Source organism: Rhodococcus sp. A14, assembly GCF_011603105.1.
GTDB classification, from domain to species: Bacteria; Actinomycetota; Actinomycetes; order Mycobacteriales; family Mycobacteriaceae; genus Rhodococcus_F; species Rhodococcus_F opacus.
Genome location: NZ_JAAOQS010000134.1, coordinates 1 through 20,989, shown reverse-complemented (window position 1 = coordinate 20,989; position 20,989 = coordinate 1). Strand labels below are relative to the sequence as shown.

Below are 20,989 nucleotides of genomic sequence, written 5' to 3'. Positions count from 1 at the left end.
CACGATGACCACCCCCGCCCTCACCCTCGCCGCCGTCACCCTCACCTACCCCGACGGCGCGGGACGCGTCACCGCCCTCGACTCGGTGTCGCTGACCCTCGGCCGGGGTGAGATCGCCGCGATCACCGGTCCGTCCGGTTCCGGAAAGTCGACGCTCCTCGCGGTGGCGTCGACGCTGATCCGGCCCGACTCGGGCTCCGTCCGGCTGGGCACCACCGAACTCACCGCGCTGAGCCGGCGGGAGGCGTCCACGCTGCGGCGCGACCGGATCGGCATCGTGTTCCAGCAGCCCAATCTGGTGTCGTCGTTGACGGCCCTCGAACAATTGGAGGTGATGGCGCATCTCGGGCAGCGGATGTTCGTGCCGCGGCGGGCCGGGCGCGCGAAGGCTCGCGACCTGCTCGACGCCGTCGGCCTCGCAGATCACGCCGGGAAGAGGCCCGCGCAGTTGTCGGGTGGGCAGCGGCAGCGGGTCAACCTGGCCCGGGCGCTGATGAACGATCCGTCGCTGCTGGTCGTCGACGAGCCGACCAGCGCGCTCGACCAGGAACGGGGCGCCGCGATCATGGATCTGATCCTCGGTGTCGTGCGAGAACGCGAGGTCGCGACGCTGCTCGTGACACACGACCGCACGCATCTGTGCAGAATGGATGCAGTCCACCGCGTAGTCGACGGCTCTCTCACCCGTGAGCACTTGTTAACCGCGGAAGGTTAAGAAGTACGCACAGGTGTGAATAACATGTTTCTTCCAAAGTCAAGGGTTGACGTTTCTCATGTGCGTGAGATTACATCTTAGTGGTAAGCCTTTGAGGGCTTAAGTAAATGCCTCGACCCGACCCTGAGGATGCTCATGACGACGGTATCGCCCGCCATGGCTGCCACAGCTGAGATGATCAGCGCCCGACTCGAACGCCTGCCGATGAGCAGGTGGCACATCAAGGCCCGCGTCATCGTCGGCGCCGTCACGTTCTTCGACGGCTTCGACCAGCTGATGATCGCGTACTCTCTCCCCGTTCTCATCCCCAAGTGGGGCCTGACCCCCGGTGACATCGCCTGGGTGATCGCCATCGGCGGCATCGGCATGCTCGTCGGCGCCCTCGCCGGCGGCTGGTTCGCCGACCGCGTCGGCCGGCTCAACGTCATCATTTTCTCGCTCGCGCTCTACGCCGTGATGAGCCTCGGCATGGCGTTCACCGACAGCCTGATGCTCTTCCTCGTCTTCCGATTCGTGCAGGGTATCGGCCTCGGCGCCGAGGTCCCGGTGGCAGCGAGCTACATCGGCGAGATCACCAAAGCCCACAAGCGCGGACGATTCGTGCTGCTCTACGAGGTGATCTTCCCGATCGGGCTCGTGATGTCGGCGATCGTGTCGGCGTGGGTGGTCCCGAACTACGGCTACAAGATCCTGTTCGCGCTCGGCGCGCTGCCCGTCGTGCTCCTGCCGCTGCTGTGGAAGCTGCCCGAGTCGCCGCGCTGGCTCGCGTCCCGCGGCCGCTACGAAGACGCGCACAATGCCATGACCCGCATCGAGAACGAGATCACCGAGAAGTACGGCAAGACGCTGCCGGCTCCGCAGCCGCTGCCCGCCGTCACCGTCGACAACCGCCGCGGCACGTTCGCGGAGGCCTTCCGGGGCATCTACCTGCGTAGAACCCTCATGCTCGCGGCGATCTGGGGGTGCGCCTACTTCGTCAACTACGGCATCGCGTCCTGGCTGCCGACGCTGTACCGATCCGCATTCGACGTCAGCGTCGACACCGCCCTGCACTACAGCATCGTCACCAGCGTCGCCGGCCTGATCGGCTGCATCCTCGTCGCGTTCCTCATCGACAACCTCGGACGCCGCATCTGCATCACCGCATCGATGGTCCTGTGCTCGTCGCTGCTGTTCCTGCTCGCCGCCTCCGGCGCCGACACCGCGACGAAGGTCCTGTTCTGGTCGGCCGGATCCGCGCTGTTCGTCTTCGCCGTCAACATGGCGCTCTACGTCTACACCGCGGAGCTGTACCCGACCCGGATGCGAGCCATCGGCTGCGCGATCGGCGGAGCGAGCGGACGCCTGGGCATCATCGTCGGCCCCCTCGCCGTCGGCGCCATCCTCGACGGGGGCGGCACACTCACCGTCGTCTTCGGAATGTTCGCCGCGGTCGCCATGATCGGTGCCCTCGTGGTCGGCTTCTTCGCCGTCGAAACCCGCGAAAAGACCCTCGAGGAGATCTCCCAGTGACCATCCTCGACACCGCGCCACAGACACTGCCGTTCGTCCCGGTCGCCGACCGGATCCTCGTCGCCGGGCAGTGGCGGCAGGCGAACGGCCCCGCGTTCGCGGTCACGGACCCGTCGAACGGCGAAACCCTGCAGGTGATCCACCAGGCCACCGCCGGCGACGCGGACGAGGCGGTCCGGAAGGGCCGCGCCGCCGCCGACGACCCGGCGTGGCGCGCGCTGCTTCCGCACCAGCGGGCGAAGTACCTGCACCGCATCGCCGACGCCATCGAGGCGAACACGTCGCGGCTCGCGCTGCTGCAGAGCTACAACACCGGCAAGACGGCGGCCGAGACCACCGCACTCGTCGGCAGCGCGGCCGGCACGTTCCGCTACTTCGCCGCCGTCCTCGAAACCGCGGACGACGACCTCACCACCCCGCGCGGCAACTTCCTCACGATGAGCGTTCTCGAGCCCATCGGCGTGGTCGGCGCCATCGCACCGTGGAACTCGCCGGTGGCCAGCGACGCGCAGAAGATCGCCCCCGCCCTGGCGGCAGGCAACGCCGTCGTCCTCAAGCCCGCCGAGTGGACGCCGCTGGTGTCGCTGGAACTGGCGCGGCTCATCGACGATTCGGGATTGCCGAAGGGCCTGCTGTCGGTGCTGCCGGGCAAGGGCTCGGTGGTCGGCGACGCCATCGTCACCCACCCCGGCGTCGGAAAGGTGACGTTCACCGGCGGCACCAACACCGGACGGTCCATCGCCCACGCGGCAGCCGACAAGCTGATGCCCGTGTCGCTCGAACTCGGCGGCAAGTCGCCGACGATGGTGCTGGACGACGCCGACCTCGACGCCGCCGTGAACGGCGTGATGTACGGGATCTTCTCGTCCACCGGGCAGAGCTGCATCGCCGGATCCCGGTTGTTCGTCGACCGCCGCATCTACGACGAATTCCTCGAGAAGCTGGTGGCCAAGACGCAGCGTCTGCGACTCGGGCCCGGCCGCGACCCCGACACCCAGGTCGGGCCGATGGTCCACCGCAAGCACCGCGACAGCGTCGCCGCATACGTCGACCTCGCTCGCGAAGAGGGCGGACGAGTGCTGTGCGGCGGGGCGATCCCCGACGACGAACGGCTCCGCGACGGCGCGTACTACCTGCCGACGATCATCGACGGGCTCCCCAACAATTCACGCACCTGCCAGGAGGAGATCTTCGGGCCCGTCCTCGTGGTCCTGCCGTTCGACGGCGACGCGGATCTGGTTGCACAGGCGAATGATTCGGTGTTCGGTCTGGCGTCGGGAATCTGGACGGGCGACTACCGTCGTGCCTGGAAACTCGCCCGCCGACTCCAGGCCGGCACCGTGTGGATCAACACCTACAAGCAGTTCAGCATCTCGACGCCGTTCGGTGGCGTCAAGGAGAGCGGACTCGGGGTGGAGAAGGGGCGCAGCGGTATCGCCGCCTACTCGCGGCAGAAGAGCATCTACTGGGGCCTCGACGAGGAACCCAATCCGTGGGCTAATTGAGCGACCCGCTCGTGGGCTGACTGAAGCTTGCTCGCCGAATGTCACACGGGTTCCGTCTGACTGAACCGCTGTCACATCGGCCCACGGGGAAGCTGACGTAGTAGGTCGTCCGGAAAGAAATTCCCGTCAGCTCTGTACGACCTATTACTTTAGCGCTAAGATATTGAGACCTAAGCAACTGGAGGCATGCGATGAACCAACCCATAGCCCGGCTGCGGTGCCTGCGCTCCGTCGAACTGCGCACACAGGCCAGCATCGAATCCACCGACTTCTACTCGGAGGTGTGGGGACTGCGCGTGGTCGAGCAGGGCACGGACGGTGCCTGGCTGCGGGGAACCGGTGAGCACCACCACGCGCTGCAACTCACCCAGGCCGAGCGGAACGGCCTCGGCCGCATCACGTTCGCCGTCGCCACGCCGGCCGAGGTCGACGAAGCCGCCCGCCGACTCGAACTCCGCGGTGTCCCGATCGTCAGCGGCCCGGGACCGGTCGACGATCTCGGCGGCGGCTACGGCGTCAGCCTGGTCGACCCCGAGGGCCGCGTCGTCGAACTGCTCGCCGACGCGCTGGCGGTCCCGAAGCTCGGCCGCGAGGAGGCCGTCCCGGTGGGTGTCACGCACGTCGTCCTCAACACCGTCGACATCGACGCCGCGGTGACGTTCTACTGCGACGTCCTGGGCATGCGGGTCTCCGACTGGTCCGAGCACCAGATGGCGTTCCTGCGCTGCAACACGGACCATCACAGCATCGCGTTCAACCAGGCCGAGTGGACGTCGGTGAATCACGTCGCCTACGAGATGCCCACCGTCGACCACTTCATGCGCGGCATCGGCCGGCTGCGTCACCACGGCACCGTGCCGCTGTGGGGTCCGGGCAAGCACGGCCCCGGCGACAACACGTTCTCCTACTTCGCCGACCCGGCAGGGCTGGTGTGCGAGTACACGTCCGGCATCGCGCAGGTCGACGAGGACCGGTGGCTGTGCAAGGTCTGGCGCCGGGTTCCCGAACTCTCCGACCTGTGGGGCACCGCGGGCCCGCCGTCCAAGCAGGTCCGCGACCACATGGCCGGCATCCCCGACCCCGGAGCGTTCGAGCGGTTCGACCTCGGGCGGGCGTCGTGACGCACGTCGTCGAATCCGGTTCCGGCCCCGCGCTGCTTATGCTGCACGGGATCGGTGGCAGCGCAGACAGTTTCGTGCCACAGTTCGACGAACTGTCGTCGTCGCTGCGACTGCTGGCCTGGGACGCTCCCGGCTACGGCCGCAGCGAAGACCCGGGTCGTCCGTTCGACCTCGACGACTACGCCGACGCCGCTGCCGACGTGATCCGCGACCGTTGCGGTGACGCGGGAGCGCACGTCCTGGGAATGTCGTGGGGCGGCGTGATCGCCACCCGGCTGGCGTTGCGCCACCCCGGGCTCGTGCGGAGTCTGCTGCTCGGCAGTTCCACCGTCGGCTCGGGAGCGGACGGCGACGCCGCCGGCCGGATGCGCGCCCGGGCCGCGACGCTCGAGCAGGAAGGCGCGGAAGCCTTTGCTGCCGAACGGGCCCCGCGGCTGCTGTCCGGGACCGCGGGCGACGAGCTGACCGCGAAGGCCACGGCGATCATGGCGTCGTCGATCCGGCTGCCCGGCTACGGGTACGCCGCCGAGTCGATGGCGGCCACCGATCACACGGCCGATCTGCCGAAGATCGACATCCCCACACTCGTCCTCGGCGGAGACGAGGACAGAGTGACCGGGGTTCCCGCCAGTCAGGTTCTCGCCGGGGGAATTGCGGGCGCCGTGTTCGTCACCATCCGGGGTGCCGGACACCTCGCGAACCAGGAGCGGCCGGAGGCCTTCAACGCCTGGGTCGAATCCTTCATCCACATCACCGAACGCCTACGCAACCACCTCTAGAGAAGGAGCACGACATGACACTCGAATACGGCACCGCCGATCTGAAGGAATTCACCGACTCGCTGATCCTCACCCGTGGCTCCCGCCACGAGGACTGGGACACCCTGGGCTTCCAGGCCAAGGCCGGCGATCAGTTCAAGCGCGCGCAGATCCGCTACGTCGGCTCCGGCGCGACGGGTAACCACGAGAACGACAACCGCACCATCTCCTCGCGCGGATTCACGTTCTCCAACATGCTGCTTCCCCCTGGCGCCGAGGGCCCGGAGCACACCCACCACGACGCCGAGGAAGCCTTCTTCGTCCTCGAGGGCGAGGTGGAGGTCGGCGTCCACCGCGACGGCCAGGTGGAGAAGCGCACCCTCGGTTACCGCGACATGATCGTCGTCCCGGCCGGAGTTCCGCGCAGCCTGAAGAACAACGGCGACAAGGACGCTCTGTTCTGCGTCATCATCGGCGCGCAGAAGCCGCAGATCCCGACGTACCCCGAGACGTCGGCCATGCACGGCGTGACGCGGGACTGACCATGAGTCTCGACGGCCGCAGCATTCTCGTCACCGGGGCGGGGCGGGGTCTCGGCCTCGCCCTGGCCCGCCGGCTCGGCGAGGACGGCGCCACCCTGTGGCTTGCCGACATCCGCGAGGACTGGGGCGAGGACGCGGCGGCAAGCCTGCGCGCCGACGGCGTCAAGGCGCAGTTCGTCCGGGTCGATCTCCGCGACGCGGAGTCCGTCGACGCGATGGCGGCCACCGTCACCGCCGGCGGCCCGTTGTACGGCCTCGTCAACAATGCGGCCCTCGCGGACGGCGTGGGCGGCAAACCGATTCACGAACTCGACATCGACGAGTGGGACCGGGTGCTGGGCGTCAACCTGCGCGGCACGTTCCTCGTGAGCAGGGCGATCGTTCCCTCCATCATCGGGAACGGAGGCGGACGAGTCGTCACCATCGGCTCCGACGCCGCCCTGTACGGTTCGCCGCGTCTCGCGCACTACATCGCCTCCAAGGGTGGGGTGGCCGCGCTGACCCGCGCCATGTCCCGCGACCTCGGCCCGCACGGCATCACCGTCAACACCGTCTCGCCCGGTCTGACCGAAAGCGAATCGGCGCAGAAGGTTCCGGAGCATCGGCACGAGCTGTACCGCCTCAATCGCGCACTCGAGCGGCCACAGCAGCCGTCGGATCTCGTCGGCGCCGTCGCGTTCCTGATGGGACCCGAGGCGTCGTACATCACCGGCCAGCAACTCGTCGTCAACGGCGGATTCGTCCTGCACTAGAGAAGGGGACCACGTCGTGGACCTGCAACTGAAAGACCGCACCCACCTGGTGACCGGCGGAAGCTCGGGAGTCGGGCTCGCCACCGTCGCGATGCTGCTCGAGGAGGGTGCCAACGTCGTCACCTGCGCGCGCGACCGCGACCGGCTCGACTCCGTCATCGCACCGCTGCCCGGCAGCGACCGCGTCCTCACCGCGTCCTGCGACGTCCGGGACCCGGCCGCGGTCGCAGCCTTGGTCGACGCCGGTGTCGCCCGATTCGGCGGCCTCGACGGTCTGGTCAACAACGCAGGCAAGTCCCGCATGGTCCCGCGCGGCGAGGCGACCCTCGACGACTGGCGCGACGAACTCGACCTCAAGTTCTCCAGCGTCCTCAACACCGTCGAGGCAGCCCTGCCACTGTTGCGCAAGTCCGGCGCCGCGTCCATCGTCAACATCTCGGCGGTGCTCGCACGTCAGCCCGAGCCGCGGTTGGTCACCACCAGCGCCGCCCGGGCCGGGCTGCTGAACCTCAGCAAGTCGCTGTCGCTCGAACTCGCCGCCGACGGCATCCGCGTCAACTCGGTGTCGCTCGGACTGGTCGACACCGGCCAGTGGCGGCGCCGTTACGAGGAATCCGGCACCGACGCCACATTCGCCGAATGGGAGGCGGAGATCGCCCAGGACCGCGGCATCGGCCTCGGCCGGTTCGGCCGCGCCGACGAGGTGGCCACCATGATCGTGACCCTGCTGTCCCCCCGCTCGTCCTACGTGACGGGCACCAGCCTCGACGTTTGCGGAGGCGTCGCGCGCTATGTCTGAGAGGAACACCATGTCTGTGGGTAATGGGGGCGACCTGCTCGTCCAGGTGCTGCGCGAGGCCGGTGTCGACACCGTCTTCGGCATCGTGAGCGTCCACAACCAGCCCCTGGTGCAGGCGGTCAGCACGCACCTGCGGTTCGTGCCGGTCCGGCACGAGGCCACCGCGGTCAGCGCGGCGGACGGGTACGCCCGGGCCACCGGCGGCCTCGGTTGCGCTCTCACGAGCACCGGCACCGGTGCCGGCAACGCGGCCGGGTCGCTGATCGAATCGCTCAGTGCCGGAACGTCGGTGCTGCACGTGACGGGCAACGTCGAGAGCCGGTACCTCGGCTCGGGTCGCGGATTCATCCACGAGACCAAGGATCAGCTGGGGATGCTGACGGCGACGTCGAAGCATGCCGCCACCATCCTCGACACCGACAGCGCCGGAAAGATGTTGCGGGAAGGCGTCGCCGCCGCGCTCGCCGCGCCCGGCGGACCGTCGAGCATCGAATGGCCGATCGACCTCCAGTACGCGGAGCACGTCATCGACGTCGTCGAGCCGGTGGCGGAGTCGCCGCGCACGCCGGACGTCGACGAGCTGGCCGTCGCCTTCGCCCTGCTGCAGTCGGCGAAACGCCCGGTGATCTGGGCGGGCGGCGGTGTCGCCACGGCCGGTGCCGAGCTGACCGAACTGGTGCAGCAATGGGGAGTCCCGTTGCTCACCAGCAACTCCGGGCGCGGCGCCGTGCCCGAGGACCACCCGCTGTGCATCGGCAACTACGGCAACACCCCCGCGGGGCGCGAGCTCCTCCGGGACGCCGACCTGCTGCTGTCGCTGGGCACCCATTTCCGGTCCAACGAGACCGGCGACTACTCCATGCCCGTCCCCGCCGCACACGTGCAGGTGGACATCGATGCGGCCGCGGTCGGACGCGTCTACCCGGCGCAGGCCGGGGTCACCACCGACATCGCGACGTTCCTCCGGCAGCTGTCGGGCCTGGCGCCCGTCGACGCCGCCTGGACCGAACGTGCCCGCGCCACCCGCGAACTCGTCCGCAGCAAGCAGCGCGCCGGACTCGGCGATCACGCCGTGCTGTGCGACGCCGTGCGTGCCGCGTTCCCGCAGGATTCCGTGATCGCCCGCGACGTCACCATCGCGTCGAGTTCCTGGGGCAACCGGCTGCTGCCGATGTTCGACCCCAAGTCCAACGTCTTCCCCCGCGGCGGCGGCATCGGGCAGGGCCTGGGCATGGCCATCGGTTCCGCACTGGCCGACGAGACGCGTCCCACCCTGGCCCTCGTCGGCGACGGCGGCCTGGCCGTCCACTTCGGCGAGATCCTGACCATGGCGCAGGAGAAGCCGTGGCTGGTGCTGCTCGTGTTCAACGACGGCGGCTACGGTGTGCTGCGCAACATGCAGAAGGGCGGCGGCGAAGACACCTACGCCGTCGACCTCGTCACCCCCGACTTCCCGTTGCTGGCGCAGTCCATCGGTGTGCCGTACCTGCGGATCGGTGGCGCCGCCGAGGCCCACGAGGTGCTCGCCGACGCCGTGTCGCGGCAGGCGCCGGTGATCGTCGAGGTCGATCTCGCCGCCTACGGCGACATGCCGGCACCGTTCACGCCGCCCGTCACGGTCCCCGGAAAGGCTGCACAGTGACCACGGTCGCCGTCTGCGGTGGCGGCATCGGCGGACTCGCCACGGCGATCGCCCTCCGCAAGTTCGGTCTCGACGTCACGGTCTACGAGCAGACGAGGCAGTTCGCCCGCGTCGGCGCCGACATCAACCTCACCCCCAACGCGGTCCGGGCTCTCGACGGACTCGGCATCGGTCCGGCGATCCGCGAATCAGCCGCCCGGCCGCAGTTCCGGATCAGCCGCACGTGGGACACGGGAGCCGAAACGTCCCGGCTGCCGATGGGGGACAGCGCGGAACAGCAGTACGGCGCACCGCAGTTGACCATGCACCGGGGCGACCTCATGACCGCGCTCGAGAACCGGCTGCCGTCGGGTGTCGTCGAAATGGGTCGCCGGGTCGGCGGCGTCGCCGACGGCCGCATCGAGTTCACCGACGGCAGTACGGTTTCCGCCGACGTGATCGTCGGCGCCGACGGCATTCACTCCGCGGTCCGGACCGCTCTCCTCGGGCGGGAACAGCCGACGTTCACCGGGGTCGTGGCGTTCCGCGCCGTCGTCCCCACCGAACGCGTCGGCGACCTGCCGAACCTCGACTGCTTCACCAAGTGGTGGGGGCCGAATCCGTCGACGCAGATCGTGACGTTCCCCCTCAACCAGGGCAAGGACATCTTCGTCTTCGCCACCTGCGGCCAGGAGGAGTGGACCGAGGAATCGTGGACCACACCCGGTTCCGTCACCGAACTGCGTGAGCTGTACCGCGACTTCCACCCCGAGGCGCGAGCCCTGCTCGACGCCTGCGACGACGTCCTGAAATCGGCTCTCTACGTTCGTGACCCGCTGGCATCGTGGACCGACGGGCGCGCCGTGCTCCTCGGCGACGCGGCACATCCGATGATGCCGTTCATGGCGCAGGGCGCCGGCATGGCCATCGAAGACGCCGTCGTCCTGTCCCGCTGCCTGAGCCTGTTCGACGACCCCGCGGTCGCGCTGCAGACCTACCAGGAGACGCGACTGCAGCGGACCTCGCGCATCCAGCGCGGCTCCCGGTCCAACGAGTGGCTGAAGGTCGCAGGCAACGGCGACTGGGTCTACGAATACGACGCCTGGCACGTGCCGCTGGAGTTGGCCGCGGCCCGAACGGACGCGTGAATGGAACCTGTCGGCCGACATCCGCTGTCGAGGCGGCGGGCGCTGGCCCTGCTGGGTTCCGCCGCCACTGCCGTCGCCGCGACGAGCTGCGCGTCCCACACCTCGGACGCGCAGCCGAGTGGTGTGACGCCACCGGACGCCTACGAGTTGTCCGGTGACGTCGACGGCTACGCAACCACGCTGATCCTGCTCGGCACGGCGGCCGGACCCATCGCCGTGCCGGGGCGGAGCGGCACGTCCAGTGTGCTCGTCGTCGGCGACAGACCGTATCTGATCGACGCGGGTCCGTGGTCGAGCCGAAAGCTGATCCAGGCCGGTATCGCCGCGGATTCGCTCGGTGGCGTCTTCGTCACGCACATGCACAGCGATCACATCGCCGATCTGTTCAACGTCTTCTGGCTGCCGGGCGGGACTCCGTCGTACACATTCCGCAACGTGGTGCCGGTGTACGGCCCGGGGTCGGCGGGCAGACTGTCGGCACCGCGTGGCGGCCAGAGTATTCCGATCCAGAGTCCGGCGGCGCCGGCACCCGGACTCACCGATCTGTTCGCGGGCGTACTCGACGCATTCGCCTACGACATCAACATTCGCAACGTCGAAAAGGGCGCCCACTCCGATTACGGGCAGCGGCTGTCGCTGCGCGATGTACTGCCACCGGAGTCGGCGGGTGCGTCCGCCGACAACACGGCGCCGGAGATGGAGCCGTTCCCGGTGTTCGAAGACGACCGGGTCCGGGTCACCGCGACACTGGTTCCGCACGGCCCGGTCTACCCCTCGCTGGCGTACCGGTTCGACACGGAGGACGGTGCGGTCACGTTCTCCGGCGACACCGCGAAGTCGCCGAACGTGGTTCGACTCGCCCGGGGATCCGACATCCTCGTCCACGAGGTGATCGACGTCGACTTCTACGCTCAGACTTCGGGTTCCGCACTGGTCGAGCACATGATCCAGGCGCACACCACCGCGCAGGACGTCGGGCGCGTCGCCACCGATGCGGATGTCCGCCAGGTGGTGCTGTCCCACATCGGACCGGGCGACCCCCGGCAGGTCACCGACGACCAGTGGGAACGAGGCGTGAAGGCCACATTCGCCGGCACCGTGACCGTCGGGCACGACCTCGTCCGGATCGGCGTCGGGCAACGCCGGTAGCGCCATCGCGTACCCGCAGGATCTTGCGCGCCGCCGCTGTCCCGAGAAGGCTTGTCCTCACGACACCGTGACGTGATCGGAGCCAGGGATGGACACCACGATTACCGAGATCGCTCCCGACATCTACCGGCTGTCCACGTATCTGGACGAGCCCAACCTGATCATGAACCAGTTCCTCGTCGACGGTGAGGAACCGCTGCTGTTCCACACCGGTCAGCGTGCGCTGTTCCCGTCCGTGTCCGCGGCGGTCGGCCGGCTGATTCCTCTCGACAGGCTGCGGTGGATCACGTTCGGGCACGTGGAGGCCGACGAGTGCGGTGCGATGAACTCGTGGCTGGCGGCCGCGCCGAACGCCGAGGTCGCGCACGGGGCGATGGGTTGCTTCGTGCAGGTCAACGACCTCGCCGATCGCATACCGCGTCCCCTGCAGTACGGCGACGTGATGGAGACGGGCACCAGGCGGGTCCGTCACCTCGACACTCCGCACGTTCCGCACGGGTGGGATGCCGGGCTGGTTTTCGAGGAGACGACGCAGACGCTGTTCTGCGGTGACCTGTTCACCGCATTCGGGCATCATCCGCCTGCCACCGAGGAGGAGATCGTCGGCCCGGCCATCGCGGCCGAGGACATGGGGAACGCGACGTGCCTGTCACCGGCGCTCGGGCCCACGATCCGGGGACTCGCCGATCTGGAACCCCTGCTGCTGGCGCCGATGCATGCGCCGGTGTTCACCGGTGACTGCGTGCAGAGTCTGCACGACCTCGCACAGGCGTACGAGGAGCGGCTCGCGGCCGAGACTGTGCGGTACCGCGAAGCGGAGTAGCTCGGCCTGTGTTCGACAGATTTCCCCTCAACTGTGGCGCACGATACATCTTAGTGCTAAATTATTGAGCACTAAGGAACTACGCCTTCGGTTGAGCCTGGGAGTGAGCGATGACAACAGACGCAGACACCGTCCCCATGATGGTGCGTCAGATGCGGGTCGAGTCCGCGGGCGTGGTCTCGCTTCGCCTCGAACGACAGGACGGCGGCGCGGTCGACCAGTGGACGCCCGGCGCCCACCTGGATCTGCACCTGAACCGCGGGACCGTCCGCCAGTACTCCCTCTGCGGAGACCCGGACGACAAGACCGGGTACCGCGTCGCGATCCTCCACGAGGTGACCGGCCGAGGCGGCTCCCGGCACGTCCACGAGACGCTGCGGCCCGGCGACAGCCTGTCGGTGAGCGCGCCTCGCAACAACTTCGAACTCCTGCCGTCGCCGCGCTACGTGTTCATCGCCGGCGGCATCGGCATCACGCCGATCCTCGCGATGATCGGTGAAGCCGAACGCATGGGCGCCGAATGGGAACTGCACTACGGCGGCCGCGCCCGCGCGTCGATGGCGTTCCTCGACGAACTGTCCGGATACGGCGACCGCGTGCACGTCGTCACCGAGGAAACCGAGGGCATCCTCGATTTGGCCGACATCCTCGGTACCGCCCGCGAGGAGACGCTCGTCTACGCCTGCGGCCCCGAGGGACTGCTCGGCGCGGTCGAGGGGTTCGCCCGCTCCTGGCCGGACGGCACGATCCGGCTCGAGCGGTTCAAGGCGAAGGAGATCCCCGCCGACACCCTCGCCGGTGATCGCCCCGTCCGCGTGATCTGCGAACGATCCGGCATCTCGGCCACCGTCGCCCGGGACCGGACCATCCTCGACACCCTCGAGGAATCCGGCGTCGACGTCCCCAACTCCTGCCGCGAAGGCATCTGCGGGACGTGCGAAACCCGCGTCCTCGCCGGCACCCCCGACCACCGCGACTCCCTGCTCTCCAGCTCCGAGCAGGAGTCCGGCACCACCATCATGATCTGCGTTTCCCGCGCCCGCTCCGACGAGCTCGTGCTGGATCTCTAGAAGGGAAGAACCATGAGCCTGTATCTGCAACCACGCCAGTCCGGCACGGCACCCACCCCGTACGAACGGAAGCTGGCCGGTGCGATCGAAGAGGTCTTCGGCACCGGTGTGCACCACCTCGAAGGCCTGGTGAAGGGTTTGAACGCCCTCGGCATCCACAGTCCCGGCGGCGACGCCTGGACCACCGACACTTTCACGGACGAGATCCGACGGATGGGGGCCTGACATGGTGAACCGACTGCACAAGGCGGCACTGACCGGCGACGAGATCTTCGCGACCGGGATGCGCGACCAGTGGCACGCGGTGTGCCCGTCCGACTTCGTCGCGCGCGGCGACATGAAGAAGGTGCGCCGCCTCGGCGAGGACTGGCTGCTGTTCCGTCAGTCCGACGGCACCCTCCGCATGCTCGCCGACCGCTGCCCGCACCGCGGCGCCCCGCTGTCGCAGGGCCAGCACCTCGGCGATCGCGTCGCCTGCCAGTACCACGGCGTGCAGGTGGACGGCGGCGGCACCGTCGTCTCCGTCCCCGGAATGCCCGGCTGCAACCTCGAGGGCAAGCGGCTCGTCACCAGCCTCCCCGTGCAGGAAGTGGCCGGCGCCGTGCTCGCCTGGTTCGGCACCGACCCCGACGCCGAACCCGCGCCACTCGAACTGCCCGAGCGTCTCACCGACGACGGCATCTCGCACTTCCTCTGCTACGCGGAGTGGAAGGCGCCGTGGCGGTTCACGCTGGAGAACCTGCTCGACCCGATGCACGGAGCGTTCCTGCACCGCGAATCGCATTCGATGTTCGGCGGCGAGACGTCCGCGAAGTTCCGGATCCGCGAAACCGATCGCGGGTTCTTCTTCGAGAAGACCGACCAGCGGGGTGTGAACTTCGATTGGGTCGAATTCTGCCGGACCGGCATCGACTGGGTGGACCTCGAGATCCCGTACCCGCCGACCGCGGGCCCGGGTGGCTCGTTCGGCATCGTCGGCATGGGAACGCCGATCGACGCCGAGACCACCGCGGTGTTCTTCTGGCGGTACCGCCAGGTCGAGGGCTGGGAACGCGACGTCTGGCGGTTCCTGTACCGCACCAAGCTCGAGGAGCGGCACTGGGTGGTGCTCGAGCAGGACCGCACCATGCTCGAGGCGATGGCATTCGACGCGGACCAGGCGGAGAACCTGTACCAGCACGACCTCGGCGTCATCCGGCTCCGCCGGCTCTACCGGGCGCAGGCCGAGGCCCAGGCGAAGGCACTTCAGCAGGCGTAAGGTCGCGCGGGTTGACGTGAATGAAATGTCAACCAAGAATGTGTGACGGCCGACACGTCGGGCGCCGGCCGGGGTACGAGGAGGCGCGAGCGGTGCTTACGAACGGTGACGATCGAGGTCGGCTCGCGTTGGTCGAAGCGGCGGGGCGGTGCTTCGCCGAACTGGGATACGAGCGCACCTCCGAGGCGGTCATCGCCGCTGCCGCCGGGGTGTCGCAGGCCGAATTCTCCGCCCGGTTCGCGTCCCGGGACGACGCGTTCCGTGCCGTCGCCGCCGCGGTCTTCGACACGTTCGTCGAGGCTCAGCGCATCCCGGTCCCGCCGGACGCGGACCCGCGCACCGTCCTGCGCGCGGCCACCGCGGCGTTCATCGAGACCGTCTACAGCAGCGGACGCCTGTTCACGATGATCGAGGACCGCGCCGCCGTCGACCCCGTGATCGGGGAACAGCTCGAGGCGGCACACAACCGGATCCTCGGCCGGTACATCCGATTCATCGAACGGCTCAACCAGGCCGGAATCGCGACGCCGTGCGCCGAACCCGCCCAACTCGCCCGCAAACTGTCCGAGGCGCAGTGGACGGGTGCGGCGCGCCTGATCGGTGCATCGCAGGACGAGCAGCGACGTTTCATCGTGGAGATGACGGCGGCATCCGAACGGTTCATCGGATTCGGTGAGGTCGCCGATCTGACCTCCCGCGCGGCCAGCTGATCTATCCGCTCAGGCGGTGGGGGCCTGGTTCTCGACGATCGAGTGCTCGAGCTTGCGGAGCAATTCGGCCAACGCCGCCTGATCGTCCTTCGACATCCCGCTGAGGATCTGCGACTCGTTGGCGAAGTGGGCCTCCGCGACCTTCTCGATCACCCGCAGGCCCTCGTCGGTGAGTTGCGCGTGCACGATGCGGCGGTCCTCGGCGTCGCGCTCGCGCTGCACGAGTCCCGCCTTCTCGAGTCGGTCGACGCGCAGCGTGACACCGCCCGTGGTGACGAGGGCGGATTCCGCCAGCTGTCCGGACGTCATCCGGTACGGCGGACCCGAACGTCGGAGGGCGGCCAGGACGTCGAACGACGCCATGTTGATGCCGTGTTCCTCGAACACGGCGGCGAGGGACGATTGGTAGCGCAGATACGAACGGTGCAGGCGGCCCAGCACTTTCAGTGGACTCACATCCAGGTCGGGCCACTGGTGGGCCCACTGGTCGACGATGTCGTCGACGGCATCGCGATCTGGAACGGGGCGTTGCGTCACCGGGCGCACCTCCTGAATCCTCGAGGGTCTCATCTGTTTAGTACCAAGATATCGAACGAGCATAAGTGACGGCGACGCGCCGCGGGTCCCCGTCCATTTCTCGGAACGGGGACCCGCGGCGCTGCCGGACAGGTGCGCTGTCAGCGTCCCCCGACCGCCGCGACGGCGTCGATCTCGGCGATGGCGCCGTAGGGGAGGCTGCTGACCTCGAGGAACGTGCGCGCGGGGCGCGGTTCGTCGAAGATGCGCTCGAACTGGCGGTTCGCCTCCTCGCGCAACGACAGGTCGGTGACGTAGTAGGTGAGCTTGACGACGTCCTTCAGCTGTCCGCCGACGGTGGCGAGGCGATCGACCATGCGGTCCACGGCGGCGTCGAGCGCCTCGGTGCGGCCGGGGACGGCGGTGCCCTCGGCATCGACGGACAGTGCGCCGGAGACGAACGCGAGTCCGCCCGCGACCACGGCCGGGCTGTAGGGGTGGTGGGCGGTGACTTCGGTGAGGGACATGGAGGCTCGCTTTCTCGGTGGGCTTCTCCGGTGATTATATCTTAGCGCTAAACTAATTGACAGTGTTGTGCGAATGAAGCTCCGCCCGACGGGTACTCGACGCACATGTCACGCGCCACGAAGCCCTCGGCCGCACCGTTCGTGCCGAACACCGTCGACCTCGACGCGTTGTCCCACGCGGCGGACGGATGCCACGGCTGCGATCTGTACCGCGACGCCGAGCACACCGTCTTCGGCGCGGGCAGGCGATCCGCGCGGATGATGCTCGTCGGCGAACAGCCGGGCGATCAGGAAGACCGCGCCGGTGAACCGTTCGTCGGCCCGGCGGGAAAGCTTCTGAACAAGGCGCTCGACGCGGCGGGCATCGACCGGAACCTCACGTACGTCACCAACGCGGTCAAACACTTCAAGTTCGTCCCCGCCGAACGCGGCAAGCGCCGAATCCACAAGAAGCCGAACCGCACCGAGATCGTCGCGTGCCGGCCGTGGCTGATCGCCGAACTGGCGGCGGTGCAACCCGACGTCCTCGTGTGCCTCGGGGCCACCGCCGCGCAGGCATTGCTCGGCCCGTCGTTCCGGCTCACCGAACACCGCGGAGAGTTACTGCACCTCGACGGCGAGGTGGACGTCGACGTGGATCCGGACGTCTTCGCGACGATCCACCCGTCCGCCGTGCTCCGCGGACCGTCGGAGGATCGGGACGACGCGTTCGACGCCCTCGTCGCCGATCTGACGAAGGCCGCCGCCGCCCTGTGATCAACCAGCCGAATGTCTGGCGCGACGGACCGCCGAGGACGAGATTGTCTTCATGACGAATTCCCACGCGAAACAGACCATGAAGGCAGTCTCCTACTCGTCCTACGGTGGTCCCGAAGTGCTCGAGACCCACGACGTGCCGGTGCCCGAGCCCACCGGCAACCAGGTGCGCCTCGTCATCCGGGCGGCCGGCGTGAACCCGATCGACTGGAAGCTGCGGTCGGGGTCGATGGCCGAGGTGATGTCGGTGCAGTTCCCGAAGATCCCGGGCAGCGAAGTGGCCGGCGTGGTCGACGCGGTCGGTCCGGAGGCGACCGGTGTGGTGGTCGGCGACGAGGTGTTCGGCTGGTCCGACACCGGCGGCTACGCCGAATACGCGCTCGCCTCGATCGTCGTGCCCAAGCCGAAAGGGTTGAGCTGGACGGACGCCGCCACCATTCCGGTAGCCGGCGAAGCCGCCACGCGTGGACTGCGGCTCCTGAAGCCGAAGTCCGGGGAGACGTTACTGGTGAACGGCGCGTCGGGTGCGGTGGGAACCATTGCGGCGCAACTGGCGCTGGATTCGGGTGTCACCGTGATCGGTACCGCGAGCGAGAAACACCACGACGCGTTGCGGGAGCTGGGCGTGACCCCCACGACATACGGTGAGGGGCTGGCGGACCGGGTCCGCGAACTCGCGCCGAACGGTGTCGACGCCGTCCTCGACGTCGGCTTCGGCGGACTCGAGGCGGCGATGGACCTGCGCGGGGGCACCGACCGGATCGTGACGCTGTCGGACGGTGCCGCGTTCGGGCTGGGAATCACCTTCTCGTCCGGCAACGCCGGCGACCGGAGCGCGGAGACCCTGCGCCGGCTGGGCGCCCTCGCCGCGGACGGGACGCTGGCCCTCCCGCCGGCCCGCACCTTCCCCCTGACCGACGCGGCCGACGCTCAGCGCGCCGGCGAGAAGGGCGGCAGCCGCGGGAAGATCCTCTTGCGCTGACGCGCCCGTGAGTACTTATTAACCGCCGGACGTCAATATGTACTCACGGGTCAGGCGGTGGTAGCGAGGGCGGCGGCGAGACCGAACGGAACGGCCATCACCACCACCTCCACGATCGCGCGCCGCAGGGACCCTTCGGCGCTGATCCGGTGTGCGGCGGCCTGCCCGACCCACGTTCGCCGCCACCACCAGCCGAGCCCGAGGAGCGCCGCCAACGCCACCGCCTTCGCGAGCACGATGCGGCCGTAACCGGTGTCGAACAGTGGCGTCACCCCACCCAGCCGGACCGCGGCGTCGACGATCCCGGTCGCGGTCAGCAGCCACACGCACCGCCACGCGACGACGGAATACCGCGGCAGCCACGACGACCAGTCCCCGCGCGACCGGAGCATCAGGCCGAGGGCGGCGAGGAGCCCGAACCACACCGCGGCGGCCAGTGCGTGGACGACATCGAGGACCGAGCCGAGAACCTGCTGCGACATGTGGCCGGTGATCGGCCGGGCCACCAGGGCGAGGGCCGCGAGCACCAGAACGGGCACGGGGAGCCGGGCGTCGGTGCGGCGGAACGCAACGGCCGACCACGCGGTGGCCGCGGCCGTGCACACGAGAACGGCGAGGTCGACGCGTCCCGCGCTGATCTCGGTCACGTACGCGCCGAACCGTCCGACCGACAGCTCGGACAACCCCAGGGCGTCGGCCTCCGCCGCCGTCATCGACAGCAGCACCGCCTCGGCGAGCATCCACGCACCGGCGACCGCGGTCGACAACCGCCACAGCCGTTGGTCCCGCAGGAGGGGACGGCTGTCCGCGCGACTCCACCAGCCCAGCGCGGCGAGTCCGAGCACCGCCGAACCGAGCACCAGGCACAGCGCCCGGACGGCGCTCGACGGGGACGGGTCTTCCGGTTGCGCCAACGCCCAACCGCACGCGACCCCGAGGAGCGATGTGGGTACGGCGAACAGCAGCCAGGACTGTCGCGCCGTACCCACCGTGCTCAGTTCTCGCCGCGAGGCTTGCGGAGCACGAACCACAGCCCGCCGCCGAACACGAGCACACCGGCAACGATGAACGGCCACAGCGGAACTCCGCCGCTGCCGGATTCGCCCGAGCTGTCGGCCGCGGCGCCGGGCGTGCCCGACCCCTCCTGGGTGAGGGTGAACGTGCGGGTTCCGCTCACCGGATGCCCGTCGGCGGACGTGACGCGAAACGCGACGGTGTACACACCGGCCGGTCCCAGCTCGCCGAGTTCGGCACTGACCGTGGGTCCCTCGACGGCCGGGTCACCCTTGGTCCACAGGTTGCCGTCGGGTCCCACCACGGTGAGGGACGCGAACGATTCCTGCAGCGCCTCGTTGAACGTGACGCTCACCCGTTCCGGGCCGGCCGCGACCTCCGAACCGTTCTCGGGGGTGGAGCTGATCACGACGGAATGGGCGAGCGCGGTGCCTGCCCCGAGCATGCTCGCGAGCATGGTCAGCAGTCCGACCGCGATCACCTTCACCGACGTGAAGGTGATGCGTCTTCTCATGAGCGACGGCTCCGGACCATGGCGCCGAGACCGAGGGCCGCGCCGAGTGCGCCCAGGATCAGGCCGACGCCGCCCAGCCAGCGGGCGGTGTCGTCGGTGCCGGACGCCGTCGTCTCGGTCTCTTCGGACGTCGTGGCGCCGCCCGCGTCGTGGCTGTGGTCTTCACCGCTCGCCGCGGCCAGCGTGAGCGTGGGTGCCGGCTTGTCGGGCTCCGCACCGTCGGCGCCGACCGCCTGATCCCAGTTGACGACCTCGCCGTCGCTGTACGTCTGGGCGGCCGCGAACGACACCTCGTCCTGCTCCGGCAGCGGTCCGGCGGACAGCTCGAACTGCTGGAACTGGCCGGGCGCGACACCGACACCAGGGTCGGCGGTCCACGTCACGGACTTCGCGAGCTTGGACGTCGGGTCCTTCTCGACGACGGACGTCCACCCCGGCAGTGGGGTGGTGCGAGCCGATTTCAGGTCGGGGAGCGTGACGGTCAGCTTGGTGGTGGACGCCGTCTCGGATTCGGTGGGAACTCGGAAGGTCAGGACGGAGTAGCCGCCCTGTTCGGCGCCGGGGGCGACGACGGTGACGTGGGCGGCGGCGACACCGGCCGCGAGCAGCATGGCGCCGCCGGCCGCACCGGCCGTGAAAAGGGCACGGGAAAAGAGGGAATTCATCGAAGGTCCTTTTGAGGGTCTGAAGCGAGAAGAGGTGAGAGTCAGACCGGGACCGGGGGTCCGCGACGCGAAATGCTCGCGCGCAGCAGGGCGTCCACGGGATTCGCGGGACGCGCGGGGACGTGCGCCGTAGGCGCCGCCGAGACGGGCTGCGGTTCGCCGCGGAGTACCACCCGCCAGACGTGGACGAGGGGGCCGTACAGACGCTCGGCGTTCGCGATCAGCAGCGCGCAGATCACGGTGGCGGCCGCGTGCGCGGCCAGCATCGGCACGGCAGGGACCACCGAGTGCACGTGCGAGGTGAGTGTGAGAGCGAAGTGTCCGGCCACCTGGCCGACACCGAGGGCGCCCACCAGCGCGAGCGGGCCGTGGACGCGTGCGGGCAGTTGCGCGGTGACCGCGCCGACCCCGCTACACGTGACGAACAGCAGGGTCAGCGCCGCGGATTCGGGAAGGCCGCCCCCGCCGATGCCGTGCGCGGCGACCGCGAGAGCGGCCACGAGCGCACCGACCGCCGAGCCCCGAAGGGTGG

General features: G+C 69.0%; 24 protein-coding genes. 18 read left to right on the top strand and 6 right to left on the bottom strand.

What is annotated here, in order from left to right; translation table 11 throughout:
• Positions 1 to 4: 4 nt before the first annotated feature.
• The 16 genes from G9373_RS39655 (at position 5) to G9373_RS39580 (ending at position 15,483) form a co-directional block, all read left to right on the top strand.
• Positions 5 to 715 carry an ABC transporter ATP-binding protein gene (locus G9373_RS39655; protein ID WP_005254767.1) on the top strand — a complete coding sequence of 237 codons (711 nt, stop codon included), beginning with the start codon at positions 5 to 7 and terminating at the stop codon, positions 713 to 715.
• 129 nt (positions 716 to 844) lie between these two features.
• A complete protein-coding gene (locus tag G9373_RS39650; RefSeq protein WP_037203374.1) occupies positions 845 to 2,227 on the top strand; it encodes an MFS transporter in 1,383 nt (460 codons plus the stop codon).
• Entirely contained in the window at positions 2,224 to 3,732 is a 1,509-nt protein-coding gene (locus G9373_RS39645; protein WP_167120476.1) for an aldehyde dehydrogenase, read from the top strand. Before G9373_RS39650 ends, G9373_RS39645 begins: the two co-directional genes overlap by 4 nt.
• A 191-nt stretch (positions 3,733 to 3,923) precedes the next feature.
• A complete protein-coding gene (locus G9373_RS39640) occupies positions 3,924 to 4,853 on the top strand; it encodes a VOC family protein (RefSeq protein ID WP_167120473.1) in 930 nt (309 codons plus the stop codon).
• The gene (locus G9373_RS39635) at positions 4,850 to 5,632 is read left to right on the top strand and encodes an alpha/beta hydrolase (RefSeq protein WP_167120471.1); all 783 of its coding nucleotides are present in this window, start codon (positions 4,850 to 4,852) and stop codon (positions 5,630 to 5,632) included. Before G9373_RS39640 ends, G9373_RS39635 begins: the two co-directional genes overlap by 4 nt.
• Before the next feature lie 14 nt (positions 5,633 to 5,646).
• Entirely contained in the window at positions 5,647 to 6,153 is a 507-nt protein-coding gene (locus G9373_RS39630; protein WP_005254762.1) for a cupin domain-containing protein, read from the top strand.
• Positions 6,154 to 6,155: 2 nt separating this feature from the next.
• Complete coding sequence (locus G9373_RS39625) at positions 6,156 to 6,905, top strand: 3-oxoacyl-ACP reductase family protein (protein ID WP_005254761.1); 750 nt, start codon at positions 6,156 to 6,158, stop codon at positions 6,903 to 6,905.
• Between the two features lie 16 nt (positions 6,906 to 6,921).
• On the top strand, positions 6,922 to 7,704 hold the full coding sequence (locus G9373_RS39620; RefSeq protein WP_005573556.1) for an SDR family oxidoreductase: 783 nt from the start codon (positions 6,922 to 6,924) through the stop codon (positions 7,702 to 7,704).
• Entirely contained in the window at positions 7,697 to 9,346 is a 1,650-nt protein-coding gene (locus G9373_RS39615; RefSeq protein ID WP_081315248.1) for a thiamine pyrophosphate-binding protein, read from the top strand. Before G9373_RS39620 ends, G9373_RS39615 begins: the two co-directional genes overlap by 8 nt.
• Positions 9,343 to 10,473 (top strand): FAD-dependent monooxygenase, encoded by a 1,131-nt coding sequence (locus tag G9373_RS39610; RefSeq protein WP_167120468.1) that lies wholly within the window; start codon positions 9,343 to 9,345, stop codon positions 10,471 to 10,473. The genes G9373_RS39615 and G9373_RS39610 overlap by 4 nt, the downstream gene beginning before the upstream one ends.
• Entirely contained in the window at positions 10,474 to 11,622 is a 1,149-nt protein-coding gene (locus tag G9373_RS39605) for an MBL fold metallo-hydrolase (RefSeq protein WP_167120465.1), read from the top strand. It begins immediately after the preceding gene.
• Between the two features lie 88 nt (positions 11,623 to 11,710).
• A complete protein-coding gene (locus G9373_RS39600; protein WP_167120462.1) occupies positions 11,711 to 12,445 on the top strand; it encodes an MBL fold metallo-hydrolase in 735 nt (244 codons plus the stop codon).
• A 110-nt stretch (positions 12,446 to 12,555) separates the two neighbouring features.
• Entirely contained in the window at positions 12,556 to 13,515 is a 960-nt protein-coding gene (locus G9373_RS39595; protein ID WP_206033461.1) for a PDR/VanB family oxidoreductase, read from the top strand.
• Between the two features lie 12 nt (positions 13,516 to 13,527).
• The gene (locus G9373_RS39590) at positions 13,528 to 13,740 is read left to right on the top strand and encodes a recombinase-like helix-turn-helix domain-containing protein (protein ID WP_005248918.1); all 213 of its coding nucleotides are present in this window, start codon (positions 13,528 to 13,530) and stop codon (positions 13,738 to 13,740) included.
• Position 13,741: 1 nt separating this feature from the next.
• The gene (locus G9373_RS39585; RefSeq protein WP_005573551.1) at positions 13,742 to 14,773 is read left to right on the top strand and encodes an aromatic ring-hydroxylating dioxygenase subunit alpha; all 1,032 of its coding nucleotides are present in this window, start codon (positions 13,742 to 13,744) and stop codon (positions 14,771 to 14,773) included.
• A 92-nt stretch (positions 14,774 to 14,865) separates the two neighbouring features.
• The gene (locus G9373_RS39580; protein ID WP_007298269.1) at positions 14,866 to 15,483 is read left to right on the top strand and encodes a TetR/AcrR family transcriptional regulator; all 618 of its coding nucleotides are present in this window, start codon (positions 14,866 to 14,868) and stop codon (positions 15,481 to 15,483) included.
• Positions 15,484 to 15,492: 9 nt separating this feature from the next.
• On the opposite strand, the gene G9373_RS39575 is transcribed toward G9373_RS39580, so the two are convergent.
• Together G9373_RS39575 and G9373_RS39570 are read right to left on the bottom strand one after the other, a co-directional pair.
• Entirely contained in the window at positions 15,493 to 16,020 is a 528-nt protein-coding gene (locus G9373_RS39575) for a MarR family transcriptional regulator (protein ID WP_025431639.1), read from the bottom strand.
• A 140-nt stretch (positions 16,021 to 16,160) separates the two neighbouring features.
• On the bottom strand, positions 16,161 to 16,526 hold the full coding sequence (locus G9373_RS39570) for a RidA family protein (RefSeq protein ID WP_005248914.1): 366 nt from the start codon (positions 16,524 to 16,526) through the stop codon (positions 16,161 to 16,163).
• A 105-nt stretch (positions 16,527 to 16,631) separates the two neighbouring features.
• On the opposite strand from G9373_RS39570, the gene G9373_RS39565 reads away from it, so the two are divergent.
• A complete protein-coding gene (locus G9373_RS39565; RefSeq protein ID WP_005562714.1) occupies positions 16,632 to 17,282 on the top strand; it encodes a UdgX family uracil-DNA binding protein in 651 nt (216 codons plus the stop codon).
• A gap of 52 nt (positions 17,283 to 17,334) precedes the next feature.
• A complete protein-coding gene (locus tag G9373_RS39560; protein WP_005562716.1) occupies positions 17,335 to 18,264 on the top strand; it encodes an NADP-dependent oxidoreductase in 930 nt (309 codons plus the stop codon).
• A gap of 50 nt (positions 18,265 to 18,314) precedes the next feature.
• Here G9373_RS39560 and G9373_RS39555 read toward each other — a convergent pair whose 3' ends face one another.
• The 4 genes from G9373_RS39555 to G9373_RS39540 all read right to left on the bottom strand — a co-directional run.
• Positions 18,315 to 19,253 (bottom strand): CopD family protein, encoded by a 939-nt coding sequence (locus G9373_RS39555; RefSeq protein ID WP_054248468.1) that lies wholly within the window; start codon positions 19,251 to 19,253, stop codon positions 18,315 to 18,317.
• Between the two features lie 5 nt (positions 19,254 to 19,258).
• The gene (locus tag G9373_RS39550) at positions 19,259 to 19,792 is read right to left on the bottom strand and encodes a copper resistance CopC family protein (RefSeq protein WP_167120459.1); all 534 of its coding nucleotides are present in this window, start codon (positions 19,790 to 19,792) and stop codon (positions 19,259 to 19,261) included.
• A complete protein-coding gene (locus G9373_RS39545) occupies positions 19,789 to 20,457 on the bottom strand; it encodes a YcnI family protein (RefSeq protein ID WP_005560933.1) in 669 nt (222 codons plus the stop codon). Before G9373_RS39545 ends, G9373_RS39550 begins: the two co-directional genes overlap by 4 nt.
• Positions 20,458 to 20,498: 41 nt before the next feature.
• On the bottom strand, positions 20,499 to 20,989 hold a 491-nt coding region (locus G9373_RS39540; RefSeq protein ID WP_167120456.1), incomplete at its 5' end, for a hypothetical protein.